14 protein-coding genes are annotated in these 18263 nt (G+C 61.8%); 7 read left to right on the top strand and 7 right to left on the bottom strand.

What is annotated here, in order from left to right:
- Window positions 1–48 precede the first annotated feature (48 nt).
- Both H4317_RS18665 and H4317_RS18660 read left to right on the top strand, forming a co-directional pair.
- Window positions 49–3654 carry a T9SS type A sorting domain-containing protein gene (locus tag H4317_RS18665; RefSeq protein ID WP_185888059.1) on the top strand — a complete coding sequence of 1202 codons (3606 nt, stop codon included), beginning with the start codon at window positions 49–51 and terminating at the stop codon, window positions 3652–3654.
- A gap of 221 nt (window positions 3655–3875) precedes the next feature.
- The gene (locus H4317_RS18660; protein ID WP_185888058.1) at window positions 3876–4049 is read left to right on the top strand and encodes a hypothetical protein; all 174 of its coding nucleotides are present in this window, start codon (window positions 3876–3878) and stop codon (window positions 4047–4049) included.
- On the opposite strand, the gene H4317_RS18655 is transcribed toward H4317_RS18660, so the two are convergent.
- From H4317_RS18655 to H4317_RS18640, 4 genes are all read right to left on the bottom strand, one after another.
- A complete protein-coding gene (locus H4317_RS18655) occupies window positions 4046–4741 on the bottom strand; it encodes a hypothetical protein (RefSeq protein ID WP_185888057.1) in 696 nt (231 codons plus the stop codon). The two genes, H4317_RS18660 and H4317_RS18655, sit on opposite strands and share 4 nt — an antisense overlap.
- A gap of 187 nt (window positions 4742–4928) precedes the next feature.
- Window positions 4929–5498 carry a Riean_0653 family protein gene (locus H4317_RS18650; protein WP_185888056.1) on the bottom strand — a complete coding sequence of 190 codons (570 nt, stop codon included), beginning with the start codon at window positions 5496–5498 and terminating at the stop codon, window positions 4929–4931.
- A gap of 301 nt (window positions 5499–5799) precedes the next feature.
- Entirely contained in the window at window positions 5800–7326 is a 1527-nt protein-coding gene (locus H4317_RS18645) for a T9SS type A sorting domain-containing protein (RefSeq protein ID WP_185888055.1), read from the bottom strand.
- Window positions 7327–7379: 53 nt separating this feature from the next.
- Complete coding sequence (locus H4317_RS18640) at window positions 7380–9503, bottom strand: hypothetical protein (protein WP_185888054.1); 2124 nt, start codon at window positions 9501–9503, stop codon at window positions 7380–7382.
- A 285-nt stretch (window positions 9504–9788) separates the two neighbouring features.
- Between H4317_RS18640 and H4317_RS18635 the strand changes: the two genes are divergently transcribed.
- The gene (locus H4317_RS18635; RefSeq protein WP_185888053.1) at window positions 9789–11831 is read left to right on the top strand and encodes an OmpA family protein; all 2043 of its coding nucleotides are present in this window, start codon (window positions 9789–9791) and stop codon (window positions 11829–11831) included.
- Window positions 11832–11943: 112 nt separating this feature from the next.
- Here the strand turns inward: H4317_RS18635 and floA are convergent, their stop codons facing one another.
- The gene (gene floA / locus H4317_RS18630; RefSeq protein WP_185888052.1) at window positions 11944–12945 is read right to left on the bottom strand and encodes a flotillin-like protein FloA; all 1002 of its coding nucleotides are present in this window, start codon (window positions 12943–12945) and stop codon (window positions 11944–11946) included.
- A gap of 93 nt (window positions 12946–13038) precedes the next feature.
- Window positions 13039–13485, bottom strand: a complete 447-nt coding sequence (locus tag H4317_RS18625) for an NfeD family protein (protein ID WP_185888051.1) — start codon at window positions 13483–13485, stop codon at window positions 13039–13041.
- Window positions 13486–13623: 138 nt separating this feature from the next.
- Here H4317_RS18625 and H4317_RS18620 point away from each other — a divergent pair, with 138 nt between their 5' ends.
- The 3 genes from H4317_RS18620 to H4317_RS18610 all read left to right on the top strand — a co-directional run bounded on the left by H4317_RS18620 (window position 13624) and on the right by H4317_RS18610 (window position 15143).
- The gene (locus tag H4317_RS18620; RefSeq protein ID WP_185888050.1) at window positions 13624–14208 is read left to right on the top strand and encodes a Crp/Fnr family transcriptional regulator; all 585 of its coding nucleotides are present in this window, start codon (window positions 13624–13626) and stop codon (window positions 14206–14208) included.
- Window positions 14209–14303: 95 nt separating this feature from the next.
- On the top strand, window positions 14304–14831 hold the full coding sequence (locus H4317_RS18615) for a DinB family protein (protein WP_260625742.1): 528 nt from the start codon (window positions 14304–14306) through the stop codon (window positions 14829–14831).
- A gap of 66 nt (window positions 14832–14897) precedes the next feature.
- Window positions 14898–15143, top strand: coding sequence for a hypothetical protein (locus H4317_RS18610; protein ID WP_211538804.1), 246 nt, complete (start codon window positions 14898–14900; stop codon window positions 15141–15143).
- 66 nt (window positions 15144–15209) lie between these two features.
- Here H4317_RS18610 and proS read toward each other — a convergent pair whose 3' ends face one another.
- Window positions 15210–16685 (bottom strand): proline--tRNA ligase, encoded by a 1476-nt coding sequence (proS, locus tag H4317_RS18605; RefSeq protein ID WP_185888048.1) that lies wholly within the window; start codon window positions 16683–16685, stop codon window positions 15210–15212.
- A gap of 197 nt (window positions 16686–16882) precedes the next feature.
- Between proS and H4317_RS18600 the strand changes: the two genes are divergently transcribed.
- On the top strand, window positions 16883–18229 hold the full coding sequence (locus H4317_RS18600) for a hypothetical protein (protein WP_185888047.1): 1347 nt from the start codon (window positions 16883–16885) through the stop codon (window positions 18227–18229).
- The last annotated feature ends 34 nt before the right edge of the window (window positions 18230–18263 follow it).

Raw genomic sequence — 18263 nt, 5'->3', positions numbered from 1 at the left:
GCAGGAGTTCTGCCTGCCCAGTATACCACCACCCTTTTCAATTTTTTCATGCAACACCTTTTACGCTTGACAGCCGGGCTGACCAGTCCGACTGCCTTCAGCCGTGTGCGTGTGCTTGCGGCGCTGATGCTTAGCCTCTGGCTGGGCGTAGCCCGCCCGGCGCAGGCGCAGGTAGACACCTATCAGTTTGCGGCCTCACAGGGCACGTACACTCCGCTGGTTGGCGGCACGGCCCTGCCCGATATGCTGGCCGACACCTACATCACCCCCACGGCTATTCCGCTGGGCTTCACGTTCGTGTTCGATGGGGCTCCTTTCACCGCAGTGAAGGCCTCGTCGAATGGGTTCCTGACCTTTAACGCCACCGGGGCATCCAGCATCTCGACGCTGGCAGCCGCCGTAGCAGCCAACCGCCCACTGGTAGCGCCCCTCGGCGACGACCTGGACGGCCGGCCGGTAGGTGCTACCGCTCAGGCCTCGTACCTGACAACTGGTACGGCTCCGAACCGGGTGTTCACCTTCGAGTGGCAGAACTGGGAGTGGCGCTGGGGCGTCAACCTAGCTGTTATTTCCTTCCAAGTAAAGCTCTACGAAGGCTCCAACCGGGTAGAGTTTATCTACCAGCAGGAGCCCAACCCGACGAATGCCACCGCTACGCTGGGCGCTTCTATCGGTCTGGCCGGCACCGGCACTGGCGCAGGTTCTTACCTCTCGCTGAGCGACTCGGGACCTAACCCAACGGCTAGCTCCACCACCGAAAACACCAACATCTTCGCTAAGCCTGCTACCGGCCAGGTGTACGCCTTCACGCCAGCAGCTCCAGCTGCCTGCCCGGCTCCGCGTAACCTCGCGGCTACTGCCACCAGCACCACGGCCAACCTGACCTGGACGGTAACGGGCGGCGGCGGCACGTTCCGCATTGAGTACGGCCCGCAGGGCTTCACGCCCGGCTCAACGGCCGGTACGGTAGTTACGAGCACCACCACCAGCGCTTCGCTGACGGGCCTGACGGCAACCACCCCGTACGACTTCTACGTGACGCAGATCTGCGGCGGCAGCAACGGCAACAGCTTGGTAGCCGGCCCTGCCAGCTTCACGACGCTCGCCAACCCGCCTGCCAACGACGCCTGCACCGCTGCTGTTTCCCTTACGCCGGGCGCTATATCGGCAGCCTGCCCTGGTGCTACCAGCGGTACGCTGCTGGGCGCTACGCCTACAGCCGGCTTGGCCACGCCCGTTGGCACCGCCGACGATGACGTGTGGTACCGTTTCGTGGCTACGTCTACGGCACACACCGTAACCCTCACCGGCTCCGGCGACTATGTGCAAGAATTGCTGAGCGGTAGCTGCGGCACTCTGACCACGGTAGCCTACTCCGACCCGAACGTGAAAATCTACTCGAGCCTGACGATTGGTGCTACTTACTACCTGCGCGTGTACTCGTACAGCGCCACGCTCCCTAGCGCCACCGCGGCTCCTTTCACCATCTGTGTGACGACGCCTACGCCGCCTCCCGTCAACGACGACCCGAGCGGTGCCATTGCGCTGACCGTGAATGCCACTTGCACGCCTACCACGGGCAACAACACGGAGGCTACTACCACGTCGCCTAGCGGCTACACCAACCCCGGCACGTCGCCGAACAGCTGCGGTATTGCCGCCTCGCCGAGCGACGTATGGTTCACGTTCACGACGCCTGCTACGGGCGTAGCTTCTACGGCCGTGCGCGTACTCGTGACGGGTGTGCCAGCCAGCCAGGTGCGTGCCTTCTCGGCCGCCAGCGCCGCCGGTCCGTTCACCCAGATTGGGTGTTCTTCTACCAGCGCTACGGTGGCGGCTCCGCCACTCGACCTTACCCAGCTCACGCCGAACACTACGTACTATGTGCGCGTGTCGGGCTACGGCACCGGCAACCCCGAAGGTGCTTTCACGATTTGCGTAACGTTCCCGCCTACCTGCGGCGACCCTCGCACCCTCACGTTCACGAACACCACCCAGACGGCTACGCAGGTGAACTTCGTGCCCGGCAACGGCCAGCAGACCTTCACCGTGACGGCTACGCCCACGGCGGGCGGCACGGCTATTACGGCTACCGGCACGGCTTCGCCGATTCAGCTGAATGGCCTCACGGCCGGCACTCCCTACACCGTAACGGTAGTAGGCCTCTGCCCCGACGGCTCTTCTACGGCTACCCTCACCGGTACCGTGAGCACGCTCATCATCAACGACGACCCCAGCGGTGCCGTGCAGCTCACGCTGGGCTCCGACTGCCTGACGCCCACCAGCGCCACGCTGGTAGGGGCTACCAGCACTACTCCTAGCGGCTACACCAACCCCGGCACGGCCTGTACGCCATCTACGGCCACGGCTCCGCGCGACGTGTGGTTTAAGTTCACGACGGCGGCGGCTGGCGTAGGCTCTACGGAAGTAACGCTGACCACGACCGGCAACAACGCCAACGTGCTGCGGGTATTCTCGGCGGCCAGCAGCGCTGGTCCGTTCTCGGATGTGGCCTGCAAAAGCAGCACCGGCAGCACCGTAACCGCCGGTAGCCTCATCGTGACGGGCCTCACGCCCAACACCACCTACTACGTATCGGTAGCGGGCTACACCAACACCACGGTGCAGAGCGCCTTCACCATCTGCGTACGCGGCAACTCCAACTGCCCACTGCCAGTGGGCCTGACCACCGGCACTGTCACGGCTACCACCGCGGCACTCACCTGGAACGTGGCTGGCCCGACGCCAAGCGGCTCGTTCGTGATTGAGTATGGCCCGCAGGGCTTCACGCCCGGCACGGGTGCCGGTACCACCGTTACCAGCACTACCCCTGGCGTTACGCTCACCGGCCTGACCGCCGATACGCAGTATTGCTACTATGTAAGCCAGAACTGCGGTACCCTGAACGGCAGCAGTGAGCGGGTAGGTCCCGTGTGCTTCCGCACCGACATTGCCCCGGCTAACAACGACGACCCCTGCACGGCTACCGTGCTGACGGTGAATGCTACCGCCACCAACGCCACCACGCTGGGTGCTACCACCACGCTGCCCAACGGCTACGCCAACCCTGGCTGCACCACGGCCGGCAGCCCCCGCGACGTATGGTTCTCGTTTGTGCACACCAGCGCCCTGAGCTCCGGCGGCATTGTGGTAGGTGGCAACACGGCCGGGCAGGTGCGCCTGTTCTCGGCCGCTACCTGCAGCGGTCCGTTCACGCAGCTGGCCTGCCAGGCTGGCCCCGGCGCCAACACGCAGGCTCCGGCCCTGCCCCTGAGCGGCCTGACGGTGGGTACTACCTACTACGTATCGGTATCGGGCTTTGCCTCCAACGATGCGCAGGGTCCGTTCACGATTCAGCTGCGGCCAGTGCTGAGCACGGGCAAAGGCGAGCTGCCCGGCGGCGAGGTGAGCGTATTCCCGAACCCAAGCCACAACGGCACGCTTAACCTGGCTATCCGCGGGGCGGGTGCCGTGAAAGCCGCGCAGGCCCTGCTGTTCAACAGCCTCGGCCAGCAGGTACTCACCGAAACCGTAGCCGTGCGCGCCGGTGCCGTGCAGCAGGCGCTGCCGGTACAGGGCCTGGCCAAAGGCCTCTACACGCTCCGCGTGCAGGTCGGCGAGCATACCATCACCCGCAAAGTAATCCTCGACTAACGGCGGCAACGCAGGGGCGGCCTCGCCCCTGCGAAGCGAAAAGCCCGCTGGCCTTGTGGCCGGCGGGCTTTTTTGCGTTTTGAAGCTATTGGCCGCCGTGCGGAGACGGGTGTAACGCACCGGCCTGGTGCTACCGCATGCGGTAGAGGCTCTAGGGAAAGTCCTGAGTGGCCCGCCGCATGCGGTAGCACGGTGCCGGCCGGCCGGTGGTGGCTTTCCGCATGCGGCAAGTAGGTTGGGGAAGCCTGGAAGTAGCCATCCGCATGCGGCAGCCGGCCTGCGGCTCCCTGGAAAGCACCCGCCTCATGCGGCAGATAGTAGTAGGAGAAGTGGGCGCAAGCGGCGGGTCAGCGTTGGGAGAGGCGCACCCGGTGGCCCCACAACGGCGGCGTTAGGCCACGAGCTGAGGGGCAGGCTTCTTCTTGCCGCCGTTGCGGCTTTTCAGCAGATGATAGGCGAACAGGGTGCGGGCCTTGGCGGGCTCCTGATAATACTCGGCCAGACCCACGCAGTGCACCTGCCAGAGGGCTTCGCACAGCGCACGCCAGTCGGTGCCGAGGGTGCTGATGGTGGCGGTTTCGGCTAGGCGGGTTTTGGTGCGGGCGGTGGTGGCCGTGGCCAGGGCCGCGAGCAGGGCGCGGCCGTCGGTGGCGGGCTGGGCACCGAGGTCGGCAGCGTAGGCTTCGAGCTTCTTCACGAAGGCCTCGAAGCGGGTAGGCAGGTCTTTTTTAGCGGCCCCGGTGAGGTAGTCGAGGCCCTGGGGCAGCAACTCCCGCAGCGTGGCGGGCTGCTTGCGGTATCGGGGCACAAGCAGCACGTCGTTGGTTTCGCGCACAAACTCCTGAATCTGGCCAATTGCCTCGTCCTGAGTGAGGGTGCCGCCCTGGCCGGAGCCCGCCTGCCCGGCGCGGGCAGTCAGGCCCTGCTCTAGGTCCGTGACGAGCTGCTGAAACGGGGCGGTCAGCTTCTTGAGGGCCGCGCTGGGCGTGCCGGCCAGGGCCGTGGCCGTGTACTGGGCAAACTGCAGAAACACCGCCCGCGAGGCCCGGATATTAAGGAAATGATTCTCGTACTGTTCGTCGTACATGCGTGAAATAGATAAAGTAGGAGGGAGTACCGCGCGGCACCCGCCGCCCGGCCCCGGATAGGGCAATTGAAAAACTAAACAGCTGCTAAGGCGCGGCCAGGGGACCCCAGCAGCGCCGCCCACTTACTGACCAACCACACGAGTAGTAGCGTAGGCATAGCACTGGCTGAGTGAGGGGAAGAACCAATCAGAGTTTATAGTCGAAGCGGCCTTTGGTGACGCGGATGGTGTCGCAGCCGGGCTTGGCCAAGGTGAACTCAAATGTGCCGGAGATGACGCGGCCGGGAATATCCAGCCGGGTGATGGTCAGCTTGCCCCGGCGGTAGTGGGTGTCGCGGGCATAAAAGTCACACTGGCCGGTTTGCCCACTAAATAAACCTTCCTGCCTTCCTGGACGTGTGAGCGGATATATGCCGGCTGTTTTAAGACTGTCAGAGAAAAGGGTGATATCCTCCCGGGAACTGGCTTCTTTCGACTGATAGCGGTAGGCGCTGATGTTAAGTGTGCCGAATCGATAGCCAGGGTCATAGGAGACGCTGTTGTTGGAACTACCAGTATAGCCTTTCGGCGTCCAAGCTTGGCCGTTGACCAGGCAGCCGAAGGTGTTGGCCCCAGTCTGGGTGGCTGGGGGCAGCTGTTCCAGCGGGTTGGGGTCGTTGTCTTTGCATTTGGAGCACTGGGTGAGCAGCAGAATTGCGGAGTAAAGCAGCAGCTTGCGCATCGTGGAGAGGAAAGCCTGAAAAACAGAAAAGCCCATGCCACGGCCGGACCAATAGAGGCCGGGGCAGTGTGGCAGGGGCAATAGGCGGTGGTAGGAGAAGCGGGGGCGGGAAGTAGCGGTAAGATAGGAAGGGGGCGGAGGGATTACAAGCGTCTGCCAGAGGAATGCAACGGCCCGATGCGGCGTGCGGGCCCAGGAGCAGGCTGGCACCTTTCAGAAGCAGACAACCCAGTAGGCGAGGCCGCATGTGCAAACCCCCTGGCGCTACCGCCGCACAACAGAAACGGCTTGACCGACTGGTGAACGGACGCGCCGAAATACAAACCCAGGGTAGCGCCTACTCCGTGGCCACGGCCAGCCGGCGCGTAGCCAGGGGCCGTCCGTCGGCCGCCAGCAGCGTGGCCCCGTACAGGCCCGGCGCCAGCCCGGCCAGCGGCACGGCCACTTCCCCGCCGCTGCCGCCGCGCAGCGTCAGCCGGCGCACCAGCCGCCCGGTGGCATCCGTGAGGTGCAGCGCGGCGGCAGTGGTGCCGGCCGGCAGCTGGTAACGCACGGTGGCCGTGGTAGTGGCCGGGTTGGGAAACAGTGCGAAGGTGAGCGGGGCGGCGGCGGTGGGCTGTGCGGGCTGCGGGACACTGAGCACGACGGCACCGGGCAGGCTTTGCAGGTCTACCACCGCCAAGTAGGCCCCGCTTCGGTTGCCACTGATATAGTCAGAGCAAGAGCCTCCGATGTACAGATAACGCCCCGTGGCATCCGGCACCATAGGGGCTGGTCGAACGGACGGGCACACTACACTGGGCAACTCCATTGTACTCAAGAGCTGGCCAGTGGCGCTGAAGCGGTGCAGGCGCAGTCGGTCGGAGAGTGTGCGCGGATTGTAGTAGTAGGCCTGCACAAGCACGGAGCCGTCCTGTAAAGCTACCATATTGCCATATAACCCACTTTGCGGCCACAACGCCCGGTGCACGTAAGTCCACTGCGGTTGCAGTTGGGCATTGACCTTAACGAGGATAGGCATGGGCACACTGCGACCCTGCGCGTCCACCGTATCGACGCGGCCCGGCAGCAGGTAACCCCCATCGGCCGTGGGTAGCAACCGGTTGTAGACTAGATGCATTTCCACGTTATAGTTTGTCCCCAATGGTGCAATCAACCTTCCCTGCACTGAGTCTCCCTGTAGATTGACTTCCAGTAACTTGAGCACAAAGCGGGGAGTGTTTGGTACCTGTGAGATGCCCGCTAGCAGCAGATTCCCTGAGCGGGTGTACTGCATGTCAATCCAGTAGTCATTATACTGCCATCCTTGGTTACGAATCCAGTGGAGGTTGCCACTGCTGTCAGTACGAATCAACTGGCCCCGCAGGCGTGTGGCCGGAAAGGAAGTGAGGGCAATAAAATAGCCGTTGCCGGGCGCCAATAAGGAGGCACCAAAAATACGGTCTGTGCCGAAGGGATTGACTGTAGGCACCATGGTGCGGAGTTGGCCGGCCGCGGAGAAGCGTTGCACCACGGTTTCGCGACGGTACGTGGGCGGGAGGTAATTGCCGCAGAAGGTCAGCGAGCCGTCGGCCAGCACATGCAGGCGCTGGTCGCCGGAGAACATGCCCACACCTACCCGGTGCCACACCGTATCCAGCGTGGCAGCGCGGATACGCCACAGGTGGTTGCGAAAACCGGAGGCAGGGTCGGAGGCGGGGCCGGACGCGGCTAAGTCCCCGCCGGGCATGAGCCGTAGGTCATTGAAGCCAATGCCGGCGCTGGGATTTGTGGGGTTGGGATATACCCGCTCCTGCACCAGCCGTTGCGCACGAGCTGGCAATAGCAGGGTTAGCAGCAACAGGATAGAGGCAACGAAGCGCATCGGATAAGCGGGAGTATAGCGTGTTCTAACCCGCATAATTCCCAGTACAAAACCTACCACTGCCGCAGGCGCCAGGCCAGAGCCACTTCGAAGTAGGGGTAGAGGTCGTGGGTGGTGCGGGCGAGGTCGTCGGGGGTGTAACTGGTGCCCACGAAGGCGCCGGTGCCGGGGCGGTAGCGCGCGAGGGTGCGCAGCTCCTGCAGCCACAGGCTGGCCGAGAGGGCCAGAGCCCCGGCCCGCCGCTCGTAAGCTATATCGGGGCCCTGCTGGCGGGTGAGGGCGCGCAGGTAGATGAGGGTGGCGGGGCCGGCATCCTGCACCAGCGCGGCGCGGCTGTGGGTGCGCTGCTCCAGAAACCGGTAGCCGAGGCGCAGGCTGCTGGCGCTGGCCACGGGCCGGCGGCGGCCGGTCCAGCCGTAGCGCAGGCCGCCGCGCAGGTCGTGAGTGATGGTGGTATCGAGGGGGCTTTCCTTGAAGGCCGGCCAGCGCAGCAGCCCCACCCGGTTTTCGCGGCGGGCATAGTCTACGGTGGCCAGCAGGCGGGGCGTGAACTGGTACGTGAGGTTCTGCTGCTGCTCCAGCACCCGGCTGGCGCGGTTGCGCAGCTGCTCGCTGGCCCGGTCGCGCACCTGGTAGCTCACCCACAGGTGGTAGGTGCTCCGGATGCTGAACCTGCCCGGCGCCCACGTAAAGCCTGGCTCCCAGTGCAGCAGCCGGTCGGTGTAGTTTTCGGCGCTGAGGGCGGCCCGGATAAACACAAACTGCCGGTACTCGCCGGCCAGGGCCAGGCTGGTGCGGAAGTTGCCGCGCCAGCGCCCGGTCCAGGTCATGCGTAGCTGGTGCTGGGCTTCGTCGCGGTCCTGCTGGTTGTCGCGGCTGGGGGCCGTCACGCGTAGCAGCTGGGCTGCCCCAATAAGCGACAGGGCGTGGCGCGGGGCCGGCAGCCAGGTCAGCTCGCTTTGCCACTGTGTGGTCCGCTCGTTGATGTCCTTGATTCGCTCCCGGGCCAGGGCGGCTTCGTAGAGGGTGGGGGTGAGGCTGCGGTTGTTTTCGAGGGTGTAAGCGCGGTTCCGCTCCCGGTAGCCGAAGGCCAGCACGGCCTGCACCTTCTTACTGCCCAGGCGCAGCTCCTGGCGGGTGTCCAGCTCGCGCTGCCGGTAGCCCAGGTCCTGCAGCGTATCCGCCTCGGGCCCCAGGCGGCGGTATTCAAAGGCCCGGCTCGGCAGCGCCAGCGCATTCACCGACCGAAACGACACCTTATCGGAGAGGCGGTAGGCCCACGTCAGCTGCCCGGCCAGCGTGTCGCTCTGAATGCGCTGCACGTTGCCGGGCACGTAGTCTTCGGCGCGGTGGGCGCGGTAGGTGCCGCGCAGCGTGCCGCTGGAGTATTCGTCGAAGGTGTGCTCGTAGTAGCCTTCGGCCAGCAGGCGCTGCCACACCCGCGGGCCCAGCTGCGCGCGGGTGCCCAGCAGCCGCAGGGCCAGCGGCGGCGCGGCCGCCCCGCGCAGAAATGCCAGCGTCGAGAAATCCACACCATACGCCACGCCCATATCCTGGCGGCCGTTGCGGGCGTCCTGTACCGCGCCCCCAAACCCAATCAGACGCATCACCGACAGCGAATCGGTGGCCTGCGTAGGCAGCAGGCGGGGCAGGGCCTGCTCGTAGCCGAAGCGGGCTAGCCACAGGCCGGTGCGGGTAGCGTTGGCGCGGCTCTGCTCGTAGCGAATAAACTGCCCGGTGCGCCAGCCGCCGCCCAAGTCTACGGTGTGCAGGGCATCGGCGGCATAGTCTTCGCGTACAAACGGCGGCTCCCCGCGCGAGTCATAAATCCACTCACTCAGAAGTCGGTAGCGCACTTGCTGGTGTTTGCTGAGTTGCACGGTGCCCAGCAGGGCTGTGCGCTGGGCATAGGTGCTTACGCCCACTCGCCGGGCCTGCACTGTAAGCAGCAGCAAAGAGTCGGGCGGGGGCAGCACGGTGCGGGCCAGCAGCGGCAGCGAGCCGGCATCCACCAGTGCCTGCCCCCGGCCTGGCCGCGGCAGCAGCAGTAACAGAAGAGAGGTGAAAATTACCCAGACCAGCACTTCCCGCCCCGCCCCGCCAGTCCGCGCGCCGCCCATGCGACCCAGGGAAGCAGAAGCATAAGCGGAACTTTTGGCGGGTACGGGTAGCTTCATGAAAAGCAGTCAAAGACAGGCAGTAGCGCCAGCGTCTGCAGCAGGTAGCGTTGTCGGCAATCTGTTGGGTAAGCAAGGTACTTCATCGGGGCGCCGGCCGCAACGGGCCGGCTATTTCCGTTTTTCATCAAAATTTAACCCATGCAGGAGGTTGGTATCCCTACCTTTGGGGTTCTTGTGGCGGGCCGCCGAAACTTAGCGGCCCTCCCTCACGTCTCAGTCAGTTCGAGACCATCTTTCCGGGTTTGGGCGGGAGCCACAAGCCGTTGTTTTGCCAGTCAGCTTATGAGTATTCAGAAATTACTGCTGTCGGTGGGGTTGGTCGTGGGAGTTGCGGGGAGCGTGCAGGCGCAGCACGCCGTGTGGGCTGCCAAGGTGGTAGCCGTATCGTCGCAGAAAGCGGAAGGCAAAGAGGCCTTCTCGCCTGAAAAAGTATTGGGGGAACCCAATGCCCAGCCCCTGGGCCAGGTCAGTAACGAGGCCTGGATTCCGCGCAAAGAAGGAAGCGACGAATTCATTGAAGTGCGCTTTGGCAAGTCGCTGGTAGCAAAACAGGTGACCGTAGTGGAGAACTTCAACCCCGGCTCGGTGGTGAAGATTGAGCTGGTGGACACCCGCGGCCAGAAGCACCAAGTGTACGAGAATACCAGCCCCGGCCCTATTCCGGAGCAGTTTCGGTCGTTACAGGTAACGTTTTCGCCGGCCACTTACCGCACCATTGGCGTGCTGGTGACCATGAATACCAAGGCCGTGAACGGCGTAAACCAGATTGACGCCATCGGCATTGCCGACGTAGCCGAAACGATGGTGAAGAAGGAATTCAAAGGCGAAAACGACGGGGTGAAATTCGACTCGGCCATGGTGAATCTGGGGCCGAATGTCAACTCCAAATACGTTGATACACACCCGGTCATCTCGCCTGATGGCCGTATGCTGTTCTTTGCCCGCCAAGAAAGCCCCCAGAACTCGGGTGGTGCCCGCGACGTGCAGGATGTATGGTACAGTACGCTGGCCAATGCGGCCAACAAAGCCTGGAACCCCGCCAAGAACATTGGTGGCCCCATCAATACGCCCGGCCCCAACGGTCTGGCCTCGATATCATCGGACGGAAATACGGCCGTGCTGATTAACGTCTATAACGAAGACGGTTCGCTCGACCCCAAGGGCCTGAGCACCAGCAAGCGCACCAAAACCGGCTGGAGCCGCCCCGAAAAGGTAGTCATCGAGAATTTCTACAACGACGACCCCGAAAACGTCGACTACTTCCTGGGGCCGTCGGGCAAGGCGCTGCTGATGGCCGTGGACCGCAAAGACGGACAAGGTGAGCAGGATATTTTCGTGAGCTTCCGCAATGCCGATGGCAAAACCTGGAGTAAGCCCCGCAACCTGGGCCCCACGGTGAATACCAAGAAGCCGGAATTTGCTCCCTTCCTGGCCTCGGACAACAAGACCCTGTATTTCGCCTCGGAGGGCCACGGCGGCTACGGCAAGAGCGACATTTTCTACTCCAAGCGTCTCGACGATACGTGGACCAACTGGACCAAGCCCCGCAACCTGGGACCCAACGTCAACTCCCCTGATTTCGACGCCTATTATGTTGTGTCGGCAGCTGGTGAAGATGCGTATCTGGTATCGGCCCGCAATGGCATGAACGGCTCCAAGGACATCTTCCGTATCGGCCTCACGCCCCAGTTCAAGCCCGAAGTGGTGACGCTGGTACGCGGCCGGGTACTGGATGCCGCTACCAAGAAACCAGTGCAGGCCGTTATCAAGTATGAAAATCTGCTAACCGGCGAAGAAATCGGGGTGGCGGAAACTAACCCTGTAGATGGTTCCTACACTATTGTGCTGCCCTCGGGCGTGCAGTACGGCTACCGCGCCGAAGCGCCTAACTACCTGGCCGAATCCGACAACCTCGATGTAACGGACCGCCAAAAGTATTCCGAAGTGACGCAGGACTTGTTTCTGGTGCCCTTCGCCGTGGGCCAGACCATCAAGCTGAACAACATCTTCTTTGCCCAGAGCAAATACTATCTGCGCGAGAATTCCTACCCGGAGCTGCAGCGCCTGATTCGGACGCTAAAAGAGTATCCGACGGTAGAAATCAAGCTGGAAGGCCACACCGATAACCAAGGCGACCCAACCCTGAACCTCAAGCTGAGCTTGGACCGCGTGAACGAGGTGAAAAAGTACATTGTTTCGAAAGGCGTCAGTGGTACCCGCATCACGACAGAAGGCTTTGGTGACAAGAAGCCCGTTGCCAGCAACGACCAGGAAGAAACCCGCAAACTCAACCGCCGCGTAGAGTTCCGGATTACGAAGAAGTAATGTCCTGTTAGGCTGCTTTGACAGCTGCTTTTCCTGAAGCGAGTAAACGAGAAGGCCCGATTCTTAACAGGATCGGGCCTTCTCGTTTGTAGTGTTTAGCTGGCTTGGCTGTTTAGCTCAGGCGGGTTTCGTCGCGGCCGGGCTTGCTGCTGCTGCTTTGGTTGCCGGGGTTGGCAATGGAGTCGCGCATGTCGGTGTCGGACTGAATGTTGCGCATTTTGTAATAGTCCATGATGCCGAGGTTGCCGGAGCGGAAGGCTTCAGCCATGGCCTTCGGTATCTCGGCTTCGGCTTCTACCACGCGGGCTTTGGCTTCCTGGGTTTTGGCGCGGTTTTCCTGCTCCACGGCCACGGCCATTGCCCGGCGCTCTTCGGCTTTGGCTTCGGCCACTTTCAGGTCGGCAGTGGCCTGATCTATCTGCAGTTTGGCTCCGATGTTTTCTCCTATGTCAATGTCGGCAATGTCAATGGACAGGATTTCGAAGGCCGTGCCGGCGTCGAGGCCTTTGCTGAGCACGAGCTTGGAAATCTTGTCAGGGTTTTCGAGCACCTCTTTGTGCGACTTCGACGAACCGATACTAGTCACAATGCCTTCCCCAACGCGGGCCAGAATGGTTTCCTCCCCAGCACCGCCCACCAACTGCGTGATGTTGGCGCGCACCGTAATGCGGGCCTTAGCAATGAGCTGAATGCCATCCTGCGCTACGGCGGCCACATTCGGCGTGTTAATCACCTTGGGATTTACGCTCGTTGTTACGGCCTCAAACACGTCGCGGCCGGCCAGGTCGATGGCGGTGGCCTGCTTGAATGTGAGCGGGATATTGGCCTTATCGGCCGAAATCAGGGCCTTAATAACGCTGGGAATATTACCGCCGGCTAGGTAGTGCGTTTCTAGGTCGTTGGCAGTCAGCTCCAGGCCGGCCTTAGTACTCGTAATCATCGAGTTGACGATGAGGGACGGCGGCACTTTGCGCACCCGCATGAACGCCAGCTGGAACAAGCTCACTTTTACGCCCGAGAACAGCGCCGTAATCCAGAGGCTGATAGGGAAAAAGTACAGAAAGACCAGCAGAACAATGGCCCCAACAATGAGTGGGAAAATGGGAAAGTCCATAGGGTGTGATGTAGCACAAGCTTGTGCTGGTTTGGGAAAGTAAGCGGCCAGGCCATGGCTGCTCTACCGACTGCTGAGGCTACAAGCTAAGTTTTATGCCACACTTTCTACCACAATCCGGTTTTGCTCGATGCGCAGCACGCGCACCTCGGTGCCGGCCGGTACAAACTCGCCGCGGGTTGTTACCTCACGGCGGTTTTCCTCGAATAGCACCGTGCCCGCGGGCCGTAGCGCCGAAAGCGTGCGGCCGGTAGTACCGGGCTGCACATCGGGTAGGCGGGCGTCCCGCACGTGCGAATTGTTGACGTCGGTCAGGGCTACGCGGGCCATGTTCTTGGGCTTCAGTCCAATGTATATCATCAGGCCCGTGACAGCCAGCGACGAAACCAGCAGAATGTGGCCGGTAGCGGAGCCAAAGTCGCGGTAGGCAAACCACACGCCGGCAGCCAGCAGCGCAAACCCAATCAGGCCCACAATGGTAGTGCCCGGAATAAAGACGACTTCGGCGGCCAGAAAGAGCAGACCAAAGAGCAGAAGCATTGCAACAGTAAGCCAGTCCATAGGAAAGAGGAAATTGGTTAGCAAAAGATACGCAGAAAGCCAGTAGCGGCGCTACTTATGTTCGTGGGGCTGTGGAAGCTTGCTTAATTTGCCGGGCCTTTACTTCTCACACTACGCATGCCTGTGTCTTCGCTCAGTGCTGATATAGCTGCGCTGCGGCAGTTGCTGCAGCAGGTGCCGTACCTAGCCGCGGCAGACGTTGACGCGTTTGTGGCGTGCTGGCACAAGCCGGTGGTGCTGGCCCGCCACGACTTTCTGATCCGGCCCGAACAGACAGAGCGTTACCTGTATTTCGTGGCCGAAGGAGTGCTGCGGATTTTTCTGCCCGTGGCTACCGAAGAAATATGCGTGGGTTTCGGCTATGCCGGCACCTTACTCTGCTCGTTTCCCTCCTTTGTGGAAGGCCGCCCTTCTGATTATGCCATTCAGGCCTTGCGCGGGAGCCGGCTGCTGGGCATCAGCCGGGCCGCCGTGCTGGATCTGCTCGAAAGCCGCCCGGCTATTGCCCGCTTCTGGCGCACCGAAATGGAACGAGCGGTGGTAGGCCGCATCGAGCGGGAAATAGATTTGCTGCTGCCTGAGCCCCAGCGCCGTCTCGACCGGCTACGAACCCGCAGTCCGCACCTGTTTCAGCTGGTGCCCCGCAAATACATTGCCTCCTACCTGCGCATGACTCCCGAGACGCTAAGCCGCCTGCGCTAAATCTTGCGTGAAATCAAGGTTTCGGGGACTACGCTGCCCGACCTTTGGGCATCATCCGGCCATTTCCTATGCACACCCCCAAATTTCTTCAGCATTTGCGCACCAATGTTCGCAGCATACAGACCCTGGTAGAAACCGAGCTGCTGCCGCTGCCCGAAGCCTTACTCAACGGCAAGCCAGCTCCTGAGCGGTGGAGCGCGCTGGAATGCGTGGAGCACCTGAACCGCTACTGCCGCTACTACAACCCCGCCCTGGCCCGGGCGCTGCGCCACCCGGCTGCCGCCCGCGCCGAAGTACAGTACAGCTGGCTGGGCCGAAAGTCGTTGGACATGGTGCGGCCCGGTAGCCGCAAGCAGCACAAAACGGTGAAGCATATGAATCCGGCGGGGAGCCTGCTTACCGTGGCGGTGCTACAGGAGTTTCTGCAGCACCAGAAGCAACTGGCGGCGCTGCTGCAGCAGGCTGCCACTGCCGACCTAAACCGCAAAGCCGTGCCCGTAGAGTTTTTTCGGCTGCTGAAGCTGCGCACCGGCGAAGCCCTGGAGTTTGTAGTGCTGCACGAGCAGCGCCATGTCCAGCAGGCGCTACGGGACGTTCGGCAGGCACAGGAGGCCGCCCTGTAACCTGCGTCACTGCCAAATGTGGGCCTTCGTAGCTACTCACAGGCTTCAGGTACGTATCAGAGGCGCATGATGAAACAACGCGAAGTAACCGACCAGCACAATACCACTTGGACCTGCGTGCAGGCCTACGCCGCCGTAGAAAGCTCTGCTACCGAAGAGGCAATTGCCCGCAGCGAAACCGATTCAGGAGCTGTGCCGGTAGTGTGCACGCCTAGCGGCGGCGCCCAAACCGTACGCTTGGAGCTCGAAAAGGACTGGCTCGATAATCTTTCCGATGACGAGTTGGCTACCGCCATTTCAGCCGCTCAGTAACAACCAAAACACAAAAAGGCGCCCGGCTACTGCAGCCGGGCGCCTTTTTGTGTTTTGGCTCAGGCGCTAGTAAGCCCGGGCGAAGTATACGCGGCGCTTGCTGGGCTTGCCGGTCAGGATGCAGGTGCCCTCCTCATCAGGCTCATTCAGCGCAATGCAGCGGATGGTGGCTTTGGTTTCTTCCTTGATGCGCTCCTCAGTTTCGGAGGTGCCATCCCAGTGGGCTACCACGAAGCCGCCTTCGCCTTCCAAGGCCTGCTTGAACTGCTCGTAGGTGTCCACGCGGGTCGTGTGCGTTTCGCGGAACTGATGCGCCTTGCGGTAAATGCTGACCTGAATATCGTCGAGCAGCGCCGCCACGCTGTTCACGATGTCGGCCAGGGGCAGGTTCATTTTCTCCTTGGTGTCGCGGCGGGCCACTTCCACGGTACCGGCGTCTAGGTCACGCATGCCCACGGCCAGCCGAACCGGCACGCCTTTCAGCTCCCATTCGGCAAATTTGTAGCCCGGGCGCTCCGTGTCCCGGTCGTCTACTTTCACCGAAATGCCGCGCTCAATCAGGCCCATCTGCATCGGACGGATGCGCTCCAGCAGCTCATCGAGCTGGCCGGTTTTGTAAATGGGCACAATGACCACCTGGATAGGTGCCAGCTTGGGCGGCAGCACCAAGCCTTCATCATCGGAGTGAGCCATGACAAGGGCGCCCATCAGGCGCGTGCTTACGCCCCAACTGGTGCCCCACACATACTCCAAGCCGCCTTCCTTGCTCTGAAACTGCACATCAAACGCCTTGGCAAAGTTCTGGCCCAGGAAGTGCGAGGTGCCGGCCTGCAGCGCCTTGCCGTCCTGCATCAGACCTTCGATGCAATACGTATCCTCGGCACCGGCAAACCGCTCGTTTTCAGTTTTTACACCTTTCACAACGGGCAGCGCCATCCATTCTTCGGCAAACTGCGCATATACCTCCAGCATCTGGCGGGTTTCAGCCACGGCTTCCTCGGCGGTGGCGTGGGCCGTGTGGCCTTCCTGCCACAGAAACTCGGCGGTGCGCAGAAACAGGCGGGTACGCATTTCCCAACGCACTACGTTAGCCCATTGGTTGATGAGTAGCGGCAGGTCGCGGTAGCTCTGGATCCAGCCTTTGTAGGTGCTCCAGATGATAGCCTCCGAGGTTGGGCGCACTATCAGTTCTTCTTCCAGCTTGGCATTGGGGTCCACGCGGAGCTTGCCTGGGTTGTCGGGGTCGGTCTGCAGGCGGTAGTGCGTTACAACGGCACATTCCTTGGCGAAACCTTCCGCATTTTTTTCCTCCGCTTCAAACAGACTTTTGGGGACGAAAAGGGGGAAGTATGCGTTCTGATGGCCAGTGCGCTTGAACATATCGTCCAGGGTGCGCTGCATCTTCTCCCAGATGGCGTAGCCGTAGGGCTTAATGACCATACAGCCCCGCACAGCGGAGTTTTCGGCCAGCCCGGCACGCTTCACCAACTCATTGTACCACAGGGAATAATCTTCGCTCCGCTTGGGCAAACTTTTGCTCATGTTTCAGGTATCTTTGGTAAGTCGAAAAAGTTCCCGGTTTGGCCCAAGATTTGTATTGAGAAATCCGGCACCGTTTCGCCGCCAAATTACGTTATTAAACTGGAGCCTTCCGCCACAGTCAGTCAGCTAGTTCAGGCAACCCTTTGACTCGTAAGCAGCTCTTTCCTTTTGCCCGCCTTCTTTCCGTGTTAGCCGCCATGAAAAATTTCCTTCCCACTTTATTGCCTGCTCTCTCCCTGCTTGCGCTGGGTGGCTGTGCCGGCACCGCTGCTATTTCCTCCACGGAAAACGACGGCGTTTATTATTCTTCCCAGGACCGCACCACGCAGAATACCCGGGCAGCGGTGACCTCTACTACCCCTTCCGGAACTGTTGCCGGTGACGAGCTAACCAACCCGGACTATGCCGGTGAAAGCACGGCTTCATCATCGTCGGGTGGCACGGAATACTATGACGAAGACTATGCGTATTCGTCACGTATCCGACGGTTTCACCAGCCTTACTATCGTGGCTTTGGCTACGGCTATAACGACTTCATTTACGCCGACCCCTTCTGGTACGGCGGCCCCGGCTACTACTCGGCCTGGGGCCCTAGCTACTACGGTGGCTATGACCCTTTCTGGGGCCCAAGCTACTATGGCGGCAGCTACGTGAGCATCAATATCGGTTTCGGTAACCCGTATTGGGGCCGCCCTTGGGGCTGGAACCGTTGGGGTGGTGGCTATGGCCGCGGCTTCTATGATGGCTACTACAGTGGCCTTTACGGAGGCGGTTATGGTGGCTACTACGGCAATGGTGGCTACTATGGTGGCGGTGTAGGAACTGGTACGGTACGCAATGTGCGCTATGGCCCACGGAGTGGGCGTAGTGCCGAAGCCACAACGGCCGGTGGCCGGCCCAACACAACAACTCCAGGCGGCCGAGGCCGCGTAAACCAAGGCGGTATTGTTGCGCCAGGTGGTACTACTGCTCCTGTAGGTGGTGTAGTAGGTACAAGTCCCACGCCTACCACGCGTGGTAATATTCGCTCGGCAGAGGCTATGCCCGACGCTACGGCGAAACCAGCTGTACGAAACGGCCGCACGATGCAGGTTGCCGAGCAGGCACCAGATGTTGCTACTCCAAATCAGAAAGCACCTAACACTCGCTATCAGCCACAGCAGGAAGCTACCACTACCGGTGATGCGGCCGCTCCTGGTCGCGTAGGTGGAGAGGGGCGTCGCTGGCGTGTAGCGCAGGATGCCAGCACTGGTAGTGACCAAGCGGCACCAGCGTCATCCGAGTACTCGCAGCCTCGTCGTACCCGTAGCATTTTCAGCCCAGGTGCTGCCCAGAATGGCAGCGGCCAGACGGCCGACCAGCCCATGCGCCGCCAGCAGCGCACGTCGGATGCTCCTGCGCAGCGGACGTTCGAGGCCCCTCAGCGTACTTATGAGCAGCCTAGCCGGGCTTCGGAACCTTCGCGCAGCTATTCGCCGCCCGCTAGTAATGGTGGCGGCAACCGTGGCGGCGGTGGAGGTGGCGGCCGTGGCCGCGTGAACTAAGTGCCCTTTCTCAGCAACTGAATCTGCTACTGGC

The organism is Hymenobacter sediminicola, assembly GCF_014250515.1.
Classification (GTDB): Bacteria; Bacteroidota; Bacteroidia; order Cytophagales; family Hymenobacteraceae; genus Hymenobacter; species Hymenobacter sediminicola.
The sequence above is the reverse complement of the archived record's forward strand: the minus strand, read 5'-3'. Positions and strand labels throughout refer to the sequence as shown.